Source organism: Pseudomonas paraeruginosa PA7 (genome assembly GCF_000017205.1).
GTDB classification, from domain to species: Bacteria; Pseudomonadota; Gammaproteobacteria; order Pseudomonadales; family Pseudomonadaceae; genus Pseudomonas; species Pseudomonas paraeruginosa.
This window is the reverse complement of record NC_009656.1, coordinates 652,197-665,177: the sequence shown is the minus strand read 5'-3', so window position 1 is coordinate 665,177 and position 12,981 is coordinate 652,197. Positions and strand designations below refer to the sequence as shown.

Below are 12,981 nucleotides of genomic sequence, written 5' to 3'. Positions count from 1 at the left end.
CCGTCATCAATATCAAAAATTTTTGATACAGGCATTGCCGGGGTCCGGACCCGGTACTAGACTGCGCCTCCATGAGCCTTCGCGTGCCTTCGATACGACCAGACGACTACGACCCGCTCGCCGCGCTGTGCAAGGCCGCTGGCGACTCGCTGCGGCTGAACGTGCTGCGCGCCCTGGCCAACGATTCGTTCGGCGTGCTGGAGCTGGCGCAGATCTTCGCCATCGGCCAGTCGGGCATGAGCCACCATCTCAAGGTGCTGGCCCAGGCCGGGCTGGTGGCGACGCGCCGCGAGGGCAACGCGATCTTCTACCGGCGCTCGCTGCCGCTGGTCGAACGCACCGGCGGCGCGCTGCATGCGGCGCTGCTGGAGGAAGTGGACGAACGGGTACTACCCGACGACGTGCGGGCGCGCATCGATGCCGTACACGCCCAGCGCGCGGCGGTCAGCCAGGATTTCTTCGCCCGCGCGGCGGACAAGTTCCAGGCGCAGCAGGACCTGATCGCAGGACTGCCGCAATACCGTGAGAGCGTGTTGGCCTTGCTCGACGCACTGGCCTTCGCCCCCGGCGCCACGGCGCTGGAGGTCGGCCCGGGGGACGGCGGGTTCCTGCCGGAACTCGCCAGGCGTTTCCGCCAGGTCACGGCGCTGGACAACAGCGCGGCGATGCTGGAGCTGGCGCGCCAGCGCTGCAAGGAAGAAGGATTGGGCAACGTCCGCCTGGAATTGGCCGATGCCCTGCAGGACTCCGCCGAACCGGCCGATTGCGTGGTGCTGAACATGGTCCTGCACCACTTCGCCGCGCCGGCGGAGGCGCTGAAACAGTTGGCCCGCCTGGTCCATCCGGGCGGCAGCCTGCTGGTGACGGACTTGTGCCGGCACGACCAGGGCTGGGCCAGGGAGGCCTGCGGCGACCTCTGGTTGGGTTTCGAACAGGAGGACCTGGCCCAGTGGGCCGACGCCGCGGGGCTCACGCCCGGCGAGAGTCTTTACATTGGTTTACGCAATGGCTTCCAGATCCAGGTCCGGCATTTCGCCAGGGATGCATCCGAAAGCCGCCTCACCCACCGGTAATGTAGGAACCGATTGATGAGCGAATATTCCGTTTTCACCTCCGAATCCGTGTCCGAAGGCCATCCGGACAAGATCGCGGACCAGATCTCCGACGCGGTGCTGGACGCCATCATCGCCAAGGACAAATACGCTCGCGTGGCATGCGAGACCCTGGTCAAGACCGGCGTGGCGATCATCGCCGGTGAAGTCACCACCTCCGCCTGGGTCGACCTGGAAGAGCTGGTGCGCAAGGTCATCATCGACATCGGCTACGACAGCTCCGACGTCGGCTTCGATGGCGCCACCTGCGGCGTGCTGAACATCATCGGCAAGCAGTCGGTGGACATCAACCAGGGCGTCGACCGGGCCAAGCCGGAAGACCAGGGCGCCGGCGACCAGGGCCTGATGTTCGGCTACGCCAGCAACGAGACCGACGTGCTGATGCCGGCGCCGATCTGCTTCTCCCACCGCCTGGTCGAGCGCCAGGCCGAGGCGCGCAAGTCCGGCCTGCTGCCATGGCTGCGCCCGGATGCCAAGTCCCAGGTGACCTGCCGCTACGAAGGCGGCAAGGTGGTCGGCATCGACGCGGTGGTGCTGTCCACCCAGCACAACCCGGAGGTCTCCTATAACGACCTGCGCGACGGCGTGATGGAGCTGATCATCAAGCAGGTGCTGCCGGCCGAGCTGCTGCACAAGGACACCCAGTTCCACATCAACCCGACCGGCAACTTCGTGATCGGCGGCCCGGTCGGCGACTGCGGCCTGACCGGGCGCAAGATCATCGTCGACTCCTACGGCGGCATGGCCCGCCACGGCGGCGGCGCGTTCTCCGGCAAGGACCCGTCCAAGGTCGACCGCTCCGCCGCCTACGCCGGCCGCTACGTGGCGAAGAACATCGTCGCCGCCGGCCTCGCCGAGCGTTGCGAGATCCAGGTTTCCTACGCCATCGGCGTGGCCCAGCCGACCTCGATCTCGATCAACACCTTCGGCACCGGCAAGGTCAGCGACGAGAAGATCGTGCAACTGGTCCGCGAGCACTTCGACCTGCGCCCGTACGCGATCACCAAGATGCTCGACCTGCTCCACCCGATGTACCAGCCGACCGCGGCCTACGGCCACTTCGGCCGTCATCCGTTCGAGCTGACCGTGGACGGCGATACCTTCACCGCGTTCACCTGGGAGAAGACCGACAAGGCCGCTCTCCTGCGCGACGCCGCTGGTCTGTAAGCGACCGCGCGATGAAAGAAGCCCCGCTTCGGCGGGGCTTTTTCGTTTCCGGCAGGCTCAGCGCATGCGGAAGGCCTCCTGGTGGAACAGCCGCAGCGGCATGCCCTGCCGGCGCAATTCCCGGCGCAGACTGTCGGCCAGGCCCTGCGGGCCGCAGAACCAGACGCTCGGCCAGCGCCCTTCGGCGTTCTTCAACATGCCCAGCTGCGCCGCCTGCGGCTTGCCCTGCTCGTCGCTGTAGCGAATGTGCAGGGCCACGCTGGGCAGGCGTTCGCAAAGTTCGCGCAAGCGCCCGGCGAACAGCGCCTCCTGGGAATTGCGCACGCAATAGTGCAGTTCCACCGACGGCGCGCTTTCCGGCGCGGCCTGCAGCGACTCCAGCCAGGCGATGAACGGCGTCACGCCGATCCCGGCGGCGACCCAGACCTGCCGCCCGGCCAGGCCACGGCGGAAGTCGAAGCAGCCGTACGGCCCCTCCACCTCGACCCTGGCGCCGACGTCCAGGTTGGCCTGCAGGCGCCGGGTGTAGTCGCCCAACGCCTTGATGCTGAAACGCACCTCGCCGCAACCGTGGTCGGCGCTGGCGATGGTGAACGGATGGGCGCCCTCCAGGCGGTCGCAGGTGAGGAAGGCGAACTGCCCGGCTCTGTGCGACCAGTCGCCCTGCAGCCGGCAGGTCACCTCGAGCAGGCTTTCGCCACGCCGCTCGACGGCGGTGACCACACCCGCATGGCGGCGCGCGCGCCCGATCCGTCCGCTCAAGGACAGCAGTGCACAGGCCGAACCGAGCAAGGCGCACGCCGCCACCAGCCAGCCGGCCGGCTGGCTCCAGTAGCTGGCCGGAGCGAGCACCACGGAATGGAAGGCCAGCACCAGGTAGACCAATGCCAATGCCTTGTGCACATGGCGCCAGAGGTGGTACGGGAAACGCTGCCAGAGGGTGATCAGCAGCATCCCGCCGAGAATCCACGCCGACCATTCGCCGAGGTCCTTGGCCGAACCGCGGAACACATCGAGGAAGGTTTCCACCCGGGGCCCCTTGGCCGGCTTGGCGACGATGCTCGCCAGCAAGGGACCGCCCAGCTCCAGCAGGTAATGCAACAGGCCGAGGACGATGGCCAGGATGCCCGCCCACTTGTGCAGGCGGTACATGCGGTCGAGCCCGTCCAGCGGCTTCTCCAGCCAGGTCGGGCGTACCGCCAGCAGCATGATCAACGACATCAGGGCGAAGGACGCTACCCCGGTAAGCAGGATCGCCTGCTTGCGCACCACCCAGATATCCAGGCTCGCCGGCGGATCGATGGCCAGCGTCAGGCCCCAGGCCGCCAGCGCGGCGGCAAGGACTCCCCACAGCAGTTTCATAGGCACAACTCCTGAACAGAACGCGCGAATCACTGGCCTGAACCCTGCGCGCCCAGTCTTAATTGTCCCTTAACTTAGTGAGGGAATTGACGTAAGCGGCGAAGCTTTCCCGCAGCGCAATGACCTGCGTCAATCGTTGCCGGCCTTCAACCCCGGGAGGGGCGGCGCTATGCTGGGCCGCCGCGTCCACCGCCGAGCCGTGCCATGAAGATCCGCCTGCTGTCCGACCTGCATCACGAACATTTCGATGGCCGTCGCCAGTTGCCGGAGGTGGAGGCGGACGTGGTGGTGCTGGCCGGCGATATCCACAGCCACCTGGAAGGCCTGCACTGGGCCCGCGAGACCTTCGCCCACAGTGAGATCGTCTATGTCGCCGGCAACCATGAGTTCTACTCTTCGGAAATGACCGACCTGACCCAGGCGATGCGCAATATCGCCCGTGCGCTGGAGATCCACTTCTTGGAAAACGACGAAGTACGGATCGGCCCGGCGCGCTTCCTCGGCGCCACCCTGTGGACCGATTTCCAGCTCCACGGCACGGCCGGCTATGCGCCCGCCCATGAACTGGCCCTGCAATCGATGCCGGACTTCAGTTGCATCGACTGGTTCGGCGGCGACTTCACCCCCGAACAGAGCATCGCCCTGCACCGCGCCTCGCGCGACTGGCTCGCCGAACAGCTGGCGCGACCCCACGCCGGCCCGACCCTGGTGGTCAGCCACCACGCGCCCAGTGCACGGTCGATTCCGCCGCAGTTCGTCGACAGTCCGCTGTCGCCAGCCTTCGCTTCCAACCTCGACGAACTGGTGGCGCAGGCCGACTACTGGCTGCACGGCCACGTCCATGACGCCCTCGACTACCGCATCGGCGAGGCACGGGTGCTGGCCAATCCGGGCGGCTATCCCCACGAGAAAGGCGGGTTCCGTCCGGAGTTCGTCTTCGAGGTCTGAGCCTCAGCGCGGCAACTGGCTGAAGAAGCGCCAGATTTCCGCTGGCGCGTCCAGTTCCGGGTCGCTCTTGCCGAGGATCCGCGGGAAGCGATAGTCCGGCTGCGCCAGCACGTGGCCGCCACCATGCACGCTGAGCAGTTCCACCGGCGGATGGCCACCTTCCTGCCAGCGCTGGCGCTCGGTCCAGACCGGGCCGGGACGGGTCAGCGGCGCCACGTCAGGCTGCGCGGCGAGGCCGTTCAGGCTGGCCCACCAGCGTGCCGAGTCGAGGGTCGAGCGTACCGCGCCACGGTCGCCGAAGCCGAACAGGCTGACCTTGCCGCCGAGATAGGGATTGATCGGATCGCGCGTGCCGTTGATCAGCAACACCGCGGTCGGCCGCTCGAGCGGCCGGCAGGCATCGTTCTCCATGGTCGGCAGGCTCGCCGCCACCGCTGCGATTGCCGCCGGCAACCCCGGCGCTTCGGCGGCCAGGCGGAAAGCCATCTGGCCGCCATTGGAGTAGCCGGTCACATATACCCGCTGCGGATCGACACGGTATTCCTGGGCCAGCCGCGCAACCAGCGCGCGGAGGAAAGCCACGTCGTCGACGTCACGCAGCCGCGCCGAGTAGCTGGCGGCCTTGCGGCAGTCGTTCCAGTGGCCCTCGAAGCCGTCCGGGTAGGCCACCAGGAAGCCTTCTTGCGCCGCCAGTCGATCGAAGCCGTAGCCGCTGATGCGGCGCATCTGCGCGCCATCGCCCCGGGAGCCATGCAGCACCACCAGCAACGGCGCGCCTTCGGGCACGCCCGGCGGCACGTAGAGCAAGTAATGCCGGCGCAGACCCGCGACCTTCAGGCTCGAATCCTCGCTATAGCCGGCCAGCGCGGGAGTGCGCAGGGTCTCGTCCTGCAGCCACCACCAGGCGCCGGCGAGCAGTGCCAGGACCAACAGCAGGATCAGCGTGCGAACCAGGCGGATCAACGTGCGCATCGCGGTTCTCCGTTCTCGGCCTCTGCGGACAACATTAGGCCGGGTTGCCGACGAACGCGCGGAATCCGGTCCTTCTTCAGAGACCCCGGGACACCGGACTTTGCTCCCGGACAACCACATCCATGCCGATTGCTGGCACACTTGCGCCTTTGCCGCGCCGGCTGCCATCCGCACCCCGCGCCTGCCAGGAGGCCCGACCGAGCCGCCGCCCGGCAGTCGCGCCGGCCGTTCGATCAAGGAGACCCGTCATGTCCATTCGTCCTTCACTGCCGCTGGCCGGCCTGCTGCTCGCCGTGTCCCTGCCGCTGTTCGCCGCCCAGCCGGGCGCCAAGGGCGGCGCCCCGCTCACCGGCTGCGCCGCCAAGCAGGCCGCGATCGAGGCGAAGCTGGAAACCGCCCGCTCGTTCGCCAACGAAGGCCAGGTGGCCGGCCTGGAAAAGGCCCTCGCCGAGGTCAAGGCGCATTGCACCGAAGCCGGCCTGCTGCGCGAGAACAAGCAGAAGGTGATCGACAGCGAGCGCGAGGTCAGCGAACGCGAGAAGGACCTGCGCAAGGCCATGGGCAAGGGCGATCCGGAGAAGATCGAGAAGCGCAAGGCCAAGCTGGCCGAGGCCCGCGCCGAACTGGAAGAGGCCAAGAAAGGCCTGGAACAGGCCCAGGCGCAGTAGGACACAGGTGCCGCCCACCGCCCTGCGCCTCGCCCCTTCCACGTAGGGCGGATAACGCCCACGGCGTTATCCGCCGGGCATTGCCCCTTGCGCGCGGGCGATGACCGGTTCGGCCTCAGAGCGCGCGGAATTTCTTGTGGCAGGCTTCGCAGGCGTCTTCCACCGCGGCGAAGTCCTTGCGCACCCCGTCCGGGGTTGGGGTGGCCTGGCGGGTGTTGTCCTGCAGGCGGTTCATCGCGTCGATGAACACCTGGGTGGCACCCTTGAATTCCTGCTGGCGCTGCCAGACCTCGTCCTTGGCGCGGGTGTCCTCACCCTCCTCGCCGGCCTTGGGACTGGGGAAGTACTGCCAGGGCTGGTCGGCCAGTTCGTGCAGCTTCGCCGAACCGGCGCGGAATTTCTCGGCGTCGAAGGGCAGGCGTCCGCGGAGCATCCCGCCCATGTCCTCGCTGGTCCGTAGCATTTCCTTGAAGATCGCCTGGCGCTTGGCCTCGGGCGAATTGGGATCCATACGGTGACAGCCGCTCAGGGCGACGCCGGCCAGCAGCACGACGAGCAGGGACTTCAGCTTCATGGCAAGGCTCTTTTTTCAGGGTCGATCACGGAAGCGGCGGATTATCCGCCGCGACCGCCGATTGATCCAGAGCCGCACGCCCGCACTGCGGCCATAGGCCGCAGCGGGCTGCTCAGGCGGAAACCACGAAGAAGGCGGCGATGAGCAGCATGCCGGCGAACCAGACCAGCGAGCGCAGCGGCCCCCAGTCGGCGAGGTAGCAGATGACATAGAGCAGGCGACTGGTGATCCAGGCAATGGCCAGGCTATCCAGGGTCGCCTGCGAAGCGTTGCCGACCAGATGGGCGATGATCACCGCCGCGGCGAACGCCGGGGTCACCTCGAAAGCGTTCAACTGGGCATTGTTGGCACGCCGGCGAAAGCCTGCGAGCGAACCTAGGAACGCCCGTGGATCGGCGTTGGCCCGAGCGCCATAGCCCTCCCCGCCGAACTTGGCGATGGAGGTACAGACGTAAGGCAGGAAGATCGCGATCAGCACGCACCAGAAGGCGATGGTCATGGTAGCTCCTTGTCGTAATGGAACTGCAACTCAAGCTGGTGCCGCCGGTTCTGTAAAGGACCGGCTCACAGCTTCATCAGCAGCATTCCGGCCAGCACCAGGCCGCAGGCCAGCAGGCGCGGCAGGCCGAACGGCTCCTTGAGGAAGCGCATGCCGAACAGCACCGCCAGCAGCACGCTGGTCTCGCGCAGCGCCGCCGCCTCGGCGATCGAGCCCAGCTGCATGGCCCATAGCACCAGGCCGTAGCTGGCCAGCACGCAGACCCCGACCGCCAGGCCGAGCTTCCATTCCAGCGCCCAGAAGCGCACGAAGGCGCGGGTTCGCGCGCCAGCGGCGAGCAGCGGGAACGGCAGGCCGGAAAGCAGCGTCAGCCAGACCAGGTAGTCCAGCGCCAGCGGCCAGCGCTTCAGCGCATTGCCGTCGCTCCAGGTGTAGCCGCCGATGCACAGGCCGATCAGCAGCACCACCGGCAGGGTCCGCCAGGGCAGGCGCGAGCCGCCGCCGCCCCAGAGCAGGCAGAGCATGCCGAAGGGGATCAGCAGGATGCCGAGGATCTGCCGGCCGCCGAGCTGCTCGCCGCCGAATGCCAGGGTCAGGCCGAGCACCACCAGCGGCGACAGCCCGCGCATCAGCGGATAGACCAGGCCCAGGTCGCCGACCTTGTAGGCCTCGATCAGCAGCACCCGGTAGAGCAACTGCAGGACGGTGGCGCCGAGCAGCCAGGGCCAGACCTCGGCCGGCGGCAGGCTGACGAAGGGCAATAGGAGGACGGCGCAGAGCACCCCGACCACGTCCATGCAGGCCACCACCAGCAGGCGATCGCTGCTGAACTTGACCAGGGTGTTCCAGGTGGCGTGGAGGACGGCGGCGCACAGCACCAGGCTGGTGGCGAGCATGATCGGCCTTATTGGTATAGACCAAAACAGTCTATCCCGCCGGCGCCTCTAAATGCTCGCCCCGTTGCGGCGTTTTTTCCTGAAAGCTCCTAGGAAAGCGGAGAAACACGCAGCAGACATTGCCAGGCCAACGGCTTAATCTTCGGACAATCCTGATGGACTACCATCGGCCAGCGCCGCACAGTGCCGGCCCGGCCTCCCTTTCAACGACACAGGAATCCCTGCCTTGAGCGCTCTTCTCAAGCCCTTCGACAATCGTTTGTTCTGGCCCGCGGTCGCCGTCGGCGGCCTGCTGATCCTCGCCTTCGTCCTCTATCTCCAGCATGTGCGCGGTTTCGCGCCCTGCTCGCTGTGCATCTTCATTCGCCTGGACGTGCTCGGCCTGGTGTTCGCCGGGATCGTCGGCAGCCTCGCCCCGCGCTCGCGGTTCGCCGGTGGCGTCGCTGCGCTGGGCATGTTCGCCGCCAGCCTGGGCGGGATCTATCACGCCTGGTCGCTGGTCGCGGAAGAGAAACTCGCCGCCCAGGGTATGGGCAGTTGCAAGATGTTCATGGGCTTCCCCGAATGGATACCGCTGGATACCTGGCTGCCGCAGGTCTTCCAGCCCGAGGGGCTGTGCGGCGAGGTGGTCTGGACCCTGCTCGGCCAGTCGATGGCGGTCTGGTCGCTGGCGCTGTTCGTGTTCTGCCTGCTGGCCCTGGCGGCCAAGCTGGTGCTCGGCCGCCGCACCGCCTGACACTGCCGATATCCGTGCCGGCACAAGGAACGTGCTGGCCATTGGCTGGTCTACAATCGAGCTTTCTCAACCCGGATGAGTAACACCATGCCTCGATTCCTCAGAAATGCCCTCCTCCCCTTCCTCGCCCTGCTGCTCAGCGGCTGCGGCTACAACGCCATGCAAGCCGGCGACGAACAGGTGAAAGCCGCCTGGTCGGAAGTACTGAACCAGTATCAGCGGCGCGCCGACCTGGTACCCAACCTGGTCAGCACGGTGAAGGGCTATGCCTCCCACGAGGCGTCGGTGCTGACCCAGGTCACCGAGGCCCGGGCCAAGGTCGGCAGCGTGCAGCTGAACGCCGACCAGCTGGACGACGAACAGGCCGTGCAGCGCTTCCAGAAGGCCCAGGGTGAACTGAGCTCGGCGCTCTCGCGTCTGCTGGTGGTCACCGAGAACTACCCACAGCTGAAGGCCGACGGCCTGTTCAAGGACCTGCTGACCCAGCTGGAAGGCACCGAGAACCGCATCACCGTGGCCCGTGGCCGCTACGTCAAGTCGGTGCAGGAATACAACGTGCTGCTGCGCCAGTTCCCCGGCGTGATCACCGCCAAGCTGTTCGGCTACAAGCCCAAGGCGAACTTCAGCGTGGAAAACGAAGCGGCGATCTCCACCGCGCCGAAGGTCGACTTCGGCAATCCGCAACCGGCGCAGTAAGCCATGCGCCGGCTGCTACTGGCTGCCGGGCTGCTGCTCGCCAGCCTGGTCGCCTGGGCCGATGTGCCGCCGATACCCGCGCTGACGGCGCGGGTCACCGACCTCACCGCGACCCTTTCCGGCGATCAGCGCCAGCACCTGGAGCAACAGCTCGCCGCCCTGGAAACCAAGAGCGGCGCGCAGGTCGCGGTGCTGCTGGTCCCGACCACCGGCGACGAGTCCATCGAGGAGTACGCGGTGCGCACCTTCGAGAAATGGAAGCTGGGCCAGAAGAAGGTCGACGACGGCGTCCTGCTGCTGGTGGCGAAGAACGACCGCGCCCTGCGCATCGAGGTCGGCTACGGCCTGGAAGGTGCCATCACCGACGTCCAGGCAGGACGGATCATCAGCGAGCAGATCACCCCGCAGTTCCGCCAGGGCAACTTCTATGGCGGCATCCAGGCCGGCGTGGATAGCCTGGTACAACTGATCGATGCCGAGAAGAACCCGGATAGCGCTGCCAGCGCGCCCCTCGACGCCTTGCCGGCGATTCCCGAGGCCACGCCGCCGCGGGCGCTGCCGAAACCGATCGAAGAAGGATCGATGTATGACAGCACCCCGGCGCAGCCGAAGAAGAAGAGCGGCCTGAGCGGACAGCTCTGGGACAACCCGGTATATCTCGGCGTCTATGTGGCGGTGCTGCTCGCCGTGGCCCTGCTCGGCCGCCTGCTGCCACTGCAGTGGATGCGCCGGCGCAGCATCGGCCGCTTCCTGCTCTGCAGCGCAGCGGTCGCCGGCCTGGCCTGGCTGTTGAGCATGGGCCTGTGGCAGAACGTAGACCGCGCGGCGGACGACAGTCTCGGCGTGCTGGCACCGACCCTGTTCATCTACGCCCTGTTCCTGCTTCCCGGCGAAGTGCTGATGGCCATCCTCAGCGCCATCCTCAGCAGCCGTGGCGGCGGCGGTGGGAGCGGCGGCAGCGGCGGTGGCGGTGGCGGCATCTTCCGCGGCGGTGGCGGTTCCAGCGGCGGCGGCGGCGCTTCCGGGCGCTGGTGACAGGAAAGCCCGGGGCTCGTGTCCCGGGCTTTTTTCATGGGGCGGACCTGTCGCTGACGGCGGAACCGTTCGCGGCGCAAAGGCCTCTGCGCTCTCCCCGGCCCCTTCCCGCCCGCGGGAACGGACACAGCGGATAGCTCGTCGGGCCTCAGGCGTACACCCACAACACCCGCACCGGCGCCTGGCTGCGGTTGGCATAGCGACTGCGCATGCGGCTGGGAAGCTGGAAGCCGTCGCCGGCGCGCAGACGCAGTTCCTCGTCCTCCAGCCACAGGGTCAGCTCGCCCTCGAGCACGTAGCCGCCCTGCTCCGAGCTGTCCAGCAGGTCGCGTTCGCCGCTGTCGGCGCCTGGCTCCAGGCAGGTCTCGAGCATGAAGAAGGCGCCGCCCAGGCGCGGCGACACCAGGTTGTCGCTGGCGCCGCGGGCGTAGGCCAGGGTCCGGCGCTCGTCCGGACGGGTCACCCAGGGCGAGGCCTGGGTCTTCGGCGAGCAGAAGAAATAGGTCGCCGGCACCCCGAGCACCTGGCTGATCGCTACCAGATCGTCCACCGCCGGCCGCGACAGGCCGCGCTCGACCTGGGAAACGAAGCCCACCGAGCGGCGGATGCCGTCGGCCAGCGCCTGCAGGGTCATGCCCTTGCGCTTGCGCAGTTCGCGCACCAGGCTGGCGATCTGCGCCAGGTCGTCGGCTACCTCGGTCATTTCGGCTCCAGGCCCCTCTCAGAACAGGTCGCGCAAACGGTAATACGCTTTGCCCAGGGCTTCCAGCGGCGCGGCGAAGCGCTGGCCGCCGGGAAACTTCGGATTGCGCAGGCGCTGGTACAGCGCCAGGGTCTCGTCGTCGCCGAGCAACGCGTCGCTGACCGCCCTGGCCGCCGCCAGGCTCGGCAGCACGCCATGCCCGGAATAGCCCTGCAACCAGTAGCGGTTGCCCTGTCGGCCGATGTCCGGGGTACGCCGCATGCTGCAGTCGATATGCCCGCCCCAGGCGTATTCCAGCTCCACCCCGCGCAACTGCGGGAACACCCGTTCGAGGTAGGGCCGGGTGGCGGCGCGGATGTCGTCGGGCATGCCGCCCAGGTAGGTGCAACCGCCGCCGAACAGCAGGCGGTGGTCCGGGGTCAGGCGGAAGTAGTCGAGGACGAACTGGTTGTCGGTCACGCAACAGTTGCGCGGCAGCAGCGACTTCGCCCGTTCCTCGCCGAGCGGCGCGGTGGCGACCTGGTAGGTGCCCACCGGCAGCATCCGTTGCGACAGCTCGCGATCCAGCCCGTCGATATAAGCGTTGCAGGCCAGCACCAGCGCCGCGCAGCGTATCTCGCCGCGCTCGGTGCGGACCCGGTAGCCGTCGCCCTCCTCGCGGTAGCTCAGGGCCCGGGTCCGCTCGTGGAGGCGCCCGCCGGCGCGCTCGATGGCGGCGGCCAGGCCGAACGCCAGCTTCAGCGGGTTCAGGTGCGCCGCGTGCGGGTCATAGAGGCCGGCGAGATAGCGTTCGCTGGCGATCCACTCGGGCAGCTCGGCCTTCGGTACAAAGCGCAGCCCTTCGTAGCCCCAGCGGCGATTGGCCTCGGCCTGCCAGTCATAGAGCAGGCCGACCCGGCGCGGCAGGATCGCCGTCCACAGATGGCCAACCCGATAGTCACAGTCGAATCCGTGCCGCCGCGGCAGCTCGCGCATCTCGCCGGCCGCCCAGAGCATGCCGTCCCAGAGGCGCCGCGCGCCTTCATAGCCGAGGTCGGCCTCCAGCGGCGGCAGGTCGCTGGACCAGCCTGGCAGCGCCTGTCCGCCGTTGCGCCCGGAAGCCGCCCAGGCGACCCGGCTGGCCTCGATGACACAGACCTTGCGCCCGCCTTCCACCAGCCGCAGCGCGGTGTGCAGGCCGCTGAAGCCGGCGCCGACCACCAGCACCTCGCAATCGAGGTCGCCCTCCAGCGCCGTGCGCGGCTGGATCAGTTCGGGATTGGCGGCGGCGTAATAAGTGCCGACGTGCTCGTGGGATTGCAGGAACATGGCGACCTCCGTGAAATTATATTGGTTATTTTTCATGAAAAATAACACTTAAAATTTCACGAAACCAGTCCCGAGCATTCGCAAACGGCCGGCAGAATGCCGTCGCGCACCAGCAAAGGCAGAGGGGCAAATATTCGAAAGGAGGCGGGAAGCCCCCGCCAGAGCGAAACTGGCGAGGGGAACAGACGTGCGGACGGCGCGGCTCGCGCCGCGGAGAAAAGGTGCACGACCACGGGCGGGGGCATGCCGGGCGTGCGCGGCCAGTCTCGGCGCTGGCGGCGACGGGCGACAGGTACGAATGCACC

At 67.7% G+C, this 12,981-nt stretch carries 14 protein-coding genes; 7 read left to right on the top strand and 7 right to left on the bottom strand.

Annotated elements, in window-relative coordinates; all coding sequences use genetic code 11:
• The first annotated feature begins 71 nt into the window (after positions 1–71).
• Positions 72–1,073: an ArsR/SmtB family transcription factor gene (locus tag PSPA7_RS03095; protein ID WP_023443089.1), complete on the top strand. Its 1,002-nt coding sequence runs from the start codon at positions 72–74 to the stop codon at positions 1,071–1,073.
• A 15-nt stretch (positions 1,074–1,088) separates the two neighbouring features.
• Positions 1,089–2,279, top strand: a complete 1,191-nt coding sequence (gene metK / locus PSPA7_RS03090) for a methionine adenosyltransferase (protein WP_003084948.1) — start codon at positions 1,089–1,091, stop codon at positions 2,277–2,279.
• Positions 2,280–2,336: 57 nt separating this feature from the next.
• On the opposite strand, the gene PSPA7_RS03085 is transcribed toward metK, so the two are convergent.
• A complete protein-coding gene (locus PSPA7_RS03085; RefSeq protein WP_012074102.1) occupies positions 2,337–3,641 on the bottom strand; it encodes a ferredoxin reductase family protein in 1,305 nt (434 codons plus the stop codon).
• A gap of 204 nt (positions 3,642–3,845) precedes the next feature.
• On the opposite strand from PSPA7_RS03085, the gene PSPA7_RS03080 reads away from it, so the two are divergent.
• Positions 3,846–4,589, top strand: a complete 744-nt coding sequence (locus tag PSPA7_RS03080) for a metallophosphoesterase (protein ID WP_012074101.1) — start codon at positions 3,846–3,848, stop codon at positions 4,587–4,589.
• A 3-nt stretch (positions 4,590–4,592) separates the two neighbouring features.
• Here PSPA7_RS03080 and PSPA7_RS03075 read toward each other — a convergent pair whose 3' ends face one another.
• On the bottom strand, positions 4,593–5,561 hold the full coding sequence (locus PSPA7_RS03075; protein WP_012074100.1) for an extracellular catalytic domain type 1 short-chain-length polyhydroxyalkanoate depolymerase: 969 nt from the start codon (positions 5,559–5,561) through the stop codon (positions 4,593–4,595).
• A gap of 248 nt (positions 5,562–5,809) precedes the next feature.
• On the opposite strand from PSPA7_RS03075, the gene PSPA7_RS03070 reads away from it, so the two are divergent.
• Positions 5,810–6,229, top strand: coding sequence for a DUF1090 domain-containing protein (locus tag PSPA7_RS03070; RefSeq protein WP_012074099.1), 420 nt, complete (start codon positions 5,810–5,812; stop codon positions 6,227–6,229).
• Positions 6,230–6,344: 115 nt separating this feature from the next.
• Here the strand turns inward: PSPA7_RS03070 and PSPA7_RS03065 are convergent, their stop codons facing one another.
• The 3 genes from PSPA7_RS03065 to PSPA7_RS03055 form a co-directional block, all read right to left on the bottom strand.
• Positions 6,345–6,803: a c-type cytochrome gene (locus PSPA7_RS03065; RefSeq protein ID WP_003157090.1), complete on the bottom strand. Its 459-nt coding sequence runs from the start codon at positions 6,801–6,803 to the stop codon at positions 6,345–6,347.
• Between the two features lie 112 nt (positions 6,804–6,915).
• Positions 6,916–7,302, bottom strand: coding sequence for an MAPEG family protein (locus PSPA7_RS03060; protein WP_003157091.1), 387 nt, complete (start codon positions 7,300–7,302; stop codon positions 6,916–6,918).
• A 65-nt stretch (positions 7,303–7,367) separates the two neighbouring features.
• The gene (locus PSPA7_RS03055; RefSeq protein WP_003157092.1) at positions 7,368–8,198 is read right to left on the bottom strand and encodes an EamA family transporter; all 831 of its coding nucleotides are present in this window, start codon (positions 8,196–8,198) and stop codon (positions 7,368–7,370) included.
• Between the two features lie 226 nt (positions 8,199–8,424).
• On the opposite strand from PSPA7_RS03055, the gene PSPA7_RS03050 reads away from it, so the two are divergent.
• From PSPA7_RS03050 to PSPA7_RS03040, 3 genes are all read left to right on the top strand, one after another.
• The gene (locus tag PSPA7_RS03050; protein WP_003157093.1) at positions 8,425–8,934 is read left to right on the top strand and encodes a disulfide bond formation protein B; all 510 of its coding nucleotides are present in this window, start codon (positions 8,425–8,427) and stop codon (positions 8,932–8,934) included.
• Between the two features lie 87 nt (positions 8,935–9,021).
• Positions 9,022–9,630, top strand: a complete 609-nt coding sequence (locus tag PSPA7_RS03045; protein WP_003157094.1) for a LemA family protein — start codon at positions 9,022–9,024, stop codon at positions 9,628–9,630.
• A 3-nt stretch (positions 9,631–9,633) separates the two neighbouring features.
• Positions 9,634–10,665, top strand: a complete 1,032-nt coding sequence (locus PSPA7_RS03040; RefSeq protein WP_012074098.1) for a TPM domain-containing protein — start codon at positions 9,634–9,636, stop codon at positions 10,663–10,665.
• A 148-nt stretch (positions 10,666–10,813) separates the two neighbouring features.
• Here PSPA7_RS03040 and PSPA7_RS03035 read toward each other — a convergent pair whose 3' ends face one another.
• Together PSPA7_RS03035 and PSPA7_RS03030 are read right to left on the bottom strand one after the other, a co-directional pair.
• Positions 10,814–11,368 (bottom strand): helix-turn-helix domain-containing protein, encoded by a 555-nt coding sequence (locus PSPA7_RS03035; RefSeq protein WP_012074097.1) that lies wholly within the window; start codon positions 11,366–11,368, stop codon positions 10,814–10,816.
• A gap of 18 nt (positions 11,369–11,386) precedes the next feature.
• Positions 11,387–12,676: an NAD(P)/FAD-dependent oxidoreductase gene (locus PSPA7_RS03030; protein WP_012074096.1), complete on the bottom strand. Its 1,290-nt coding sequence runs from the start codon at positions 12,674–12,676 to the stop codon at positions 11,387–11,389.
• Between the last annotated feature and the right edge of the window lie 305 nt (positions 12,677–12,981).

Bases quoted from the DNA above. Each gene is read 5' to 3' on its own strand.
- PSPA7_RS03085 (WP_012074102.1), bottom strand. From the start codon at position 3,641: ATGAAACTGCTGTGGGGAGTCCTTGCCGCCGCGCTGGCGGCCTGGGGC.
- PSPA7_RS03075 (WP_012074100.1), bottom strand. From the start codon at position 5,561: ATGCGCACGTTGATCCGCCTGGTTCGCACGCTGATCCTGCTGTTGGTC.
- metK (WP_003084948.1), top strand. From the start codon at position 1,089: ATGAGCGAATATTCCGTTTTCACCTCCGAATCCGTGTCCGAAGGCCAT.
- PSPA7_RS03030 (WP_012074096.1), bottom strand. From the start codon at position 12,676: ATGTTCCTGCAATCCCACGAGCACGTCGGCACTTATTACGCCGCCGCC.
- PSPA7_RS03080 (WP_012074101.1), top strand. From the start codon at position 3,846: ATGAAGATCCGCCTGCTGTCCGACCTGCATCACGAACATTTCGATGGC.
- PSPA7_RS03060 (WP_003157091.1), bottom strand. From the start codon at position 7,302: ATGACCATCGCCTTCTGGTGCGTGCTGATCGCGATCTTCCTGCCTTAC.
- PSPA7_RS03055 (WP_003157092.1), bottom strand. From the start codon at position 8,198: ATGCTCGCCACCAGCCTGGTGCTGTGCGCCGCCGTCCTCCACGCCACC.
- PSPA7_RS03040 (WP_012074098.1), top strand. From the start codon at position 9,634: ATGCGCCGGCTGCTACTGGCTGCCGGGCTGCTGCTCGCCAGCCTGGTC.
- PSPA7_RS03065 (WP_003157090.1), bottom strand. From the start codon at position 6,803: ATGAAGCTGAAGTCCCTGCTCGTCGTGCTGCTGGCCGGCGTCGCCCTG.
- PSPA7_RS03045 (WP_003157094.1), top strand. From the start codon at position 9,022: ATGCCTCGATTCCTCAGAAATGCCCTCCTCCCCTTCCTCGCCCTGCTG.
- PSPA7_RS03035 (WP_012074097.1), bottom strand. From the start codon at position 11,368: ATGACCGAGGTAGCCGACGACCTGGCGCAGATCGCCAGCCTGGTGCGC.
- PSPA7_RS03095 (WP_023443089.1), top strand. From the start codon at position 72: ATGAGCCTTCGCGTGCCTTCGATACGACCAGACGACTACGACCCGCTC.
- PSPA7_RS03070 (WP_012074099.1), top strand. From the start codon at position 5,810: ATGTCCATTCGTCCTTCACTGCCGCTGGCCGGCCTGCTGCTCGCCGTG.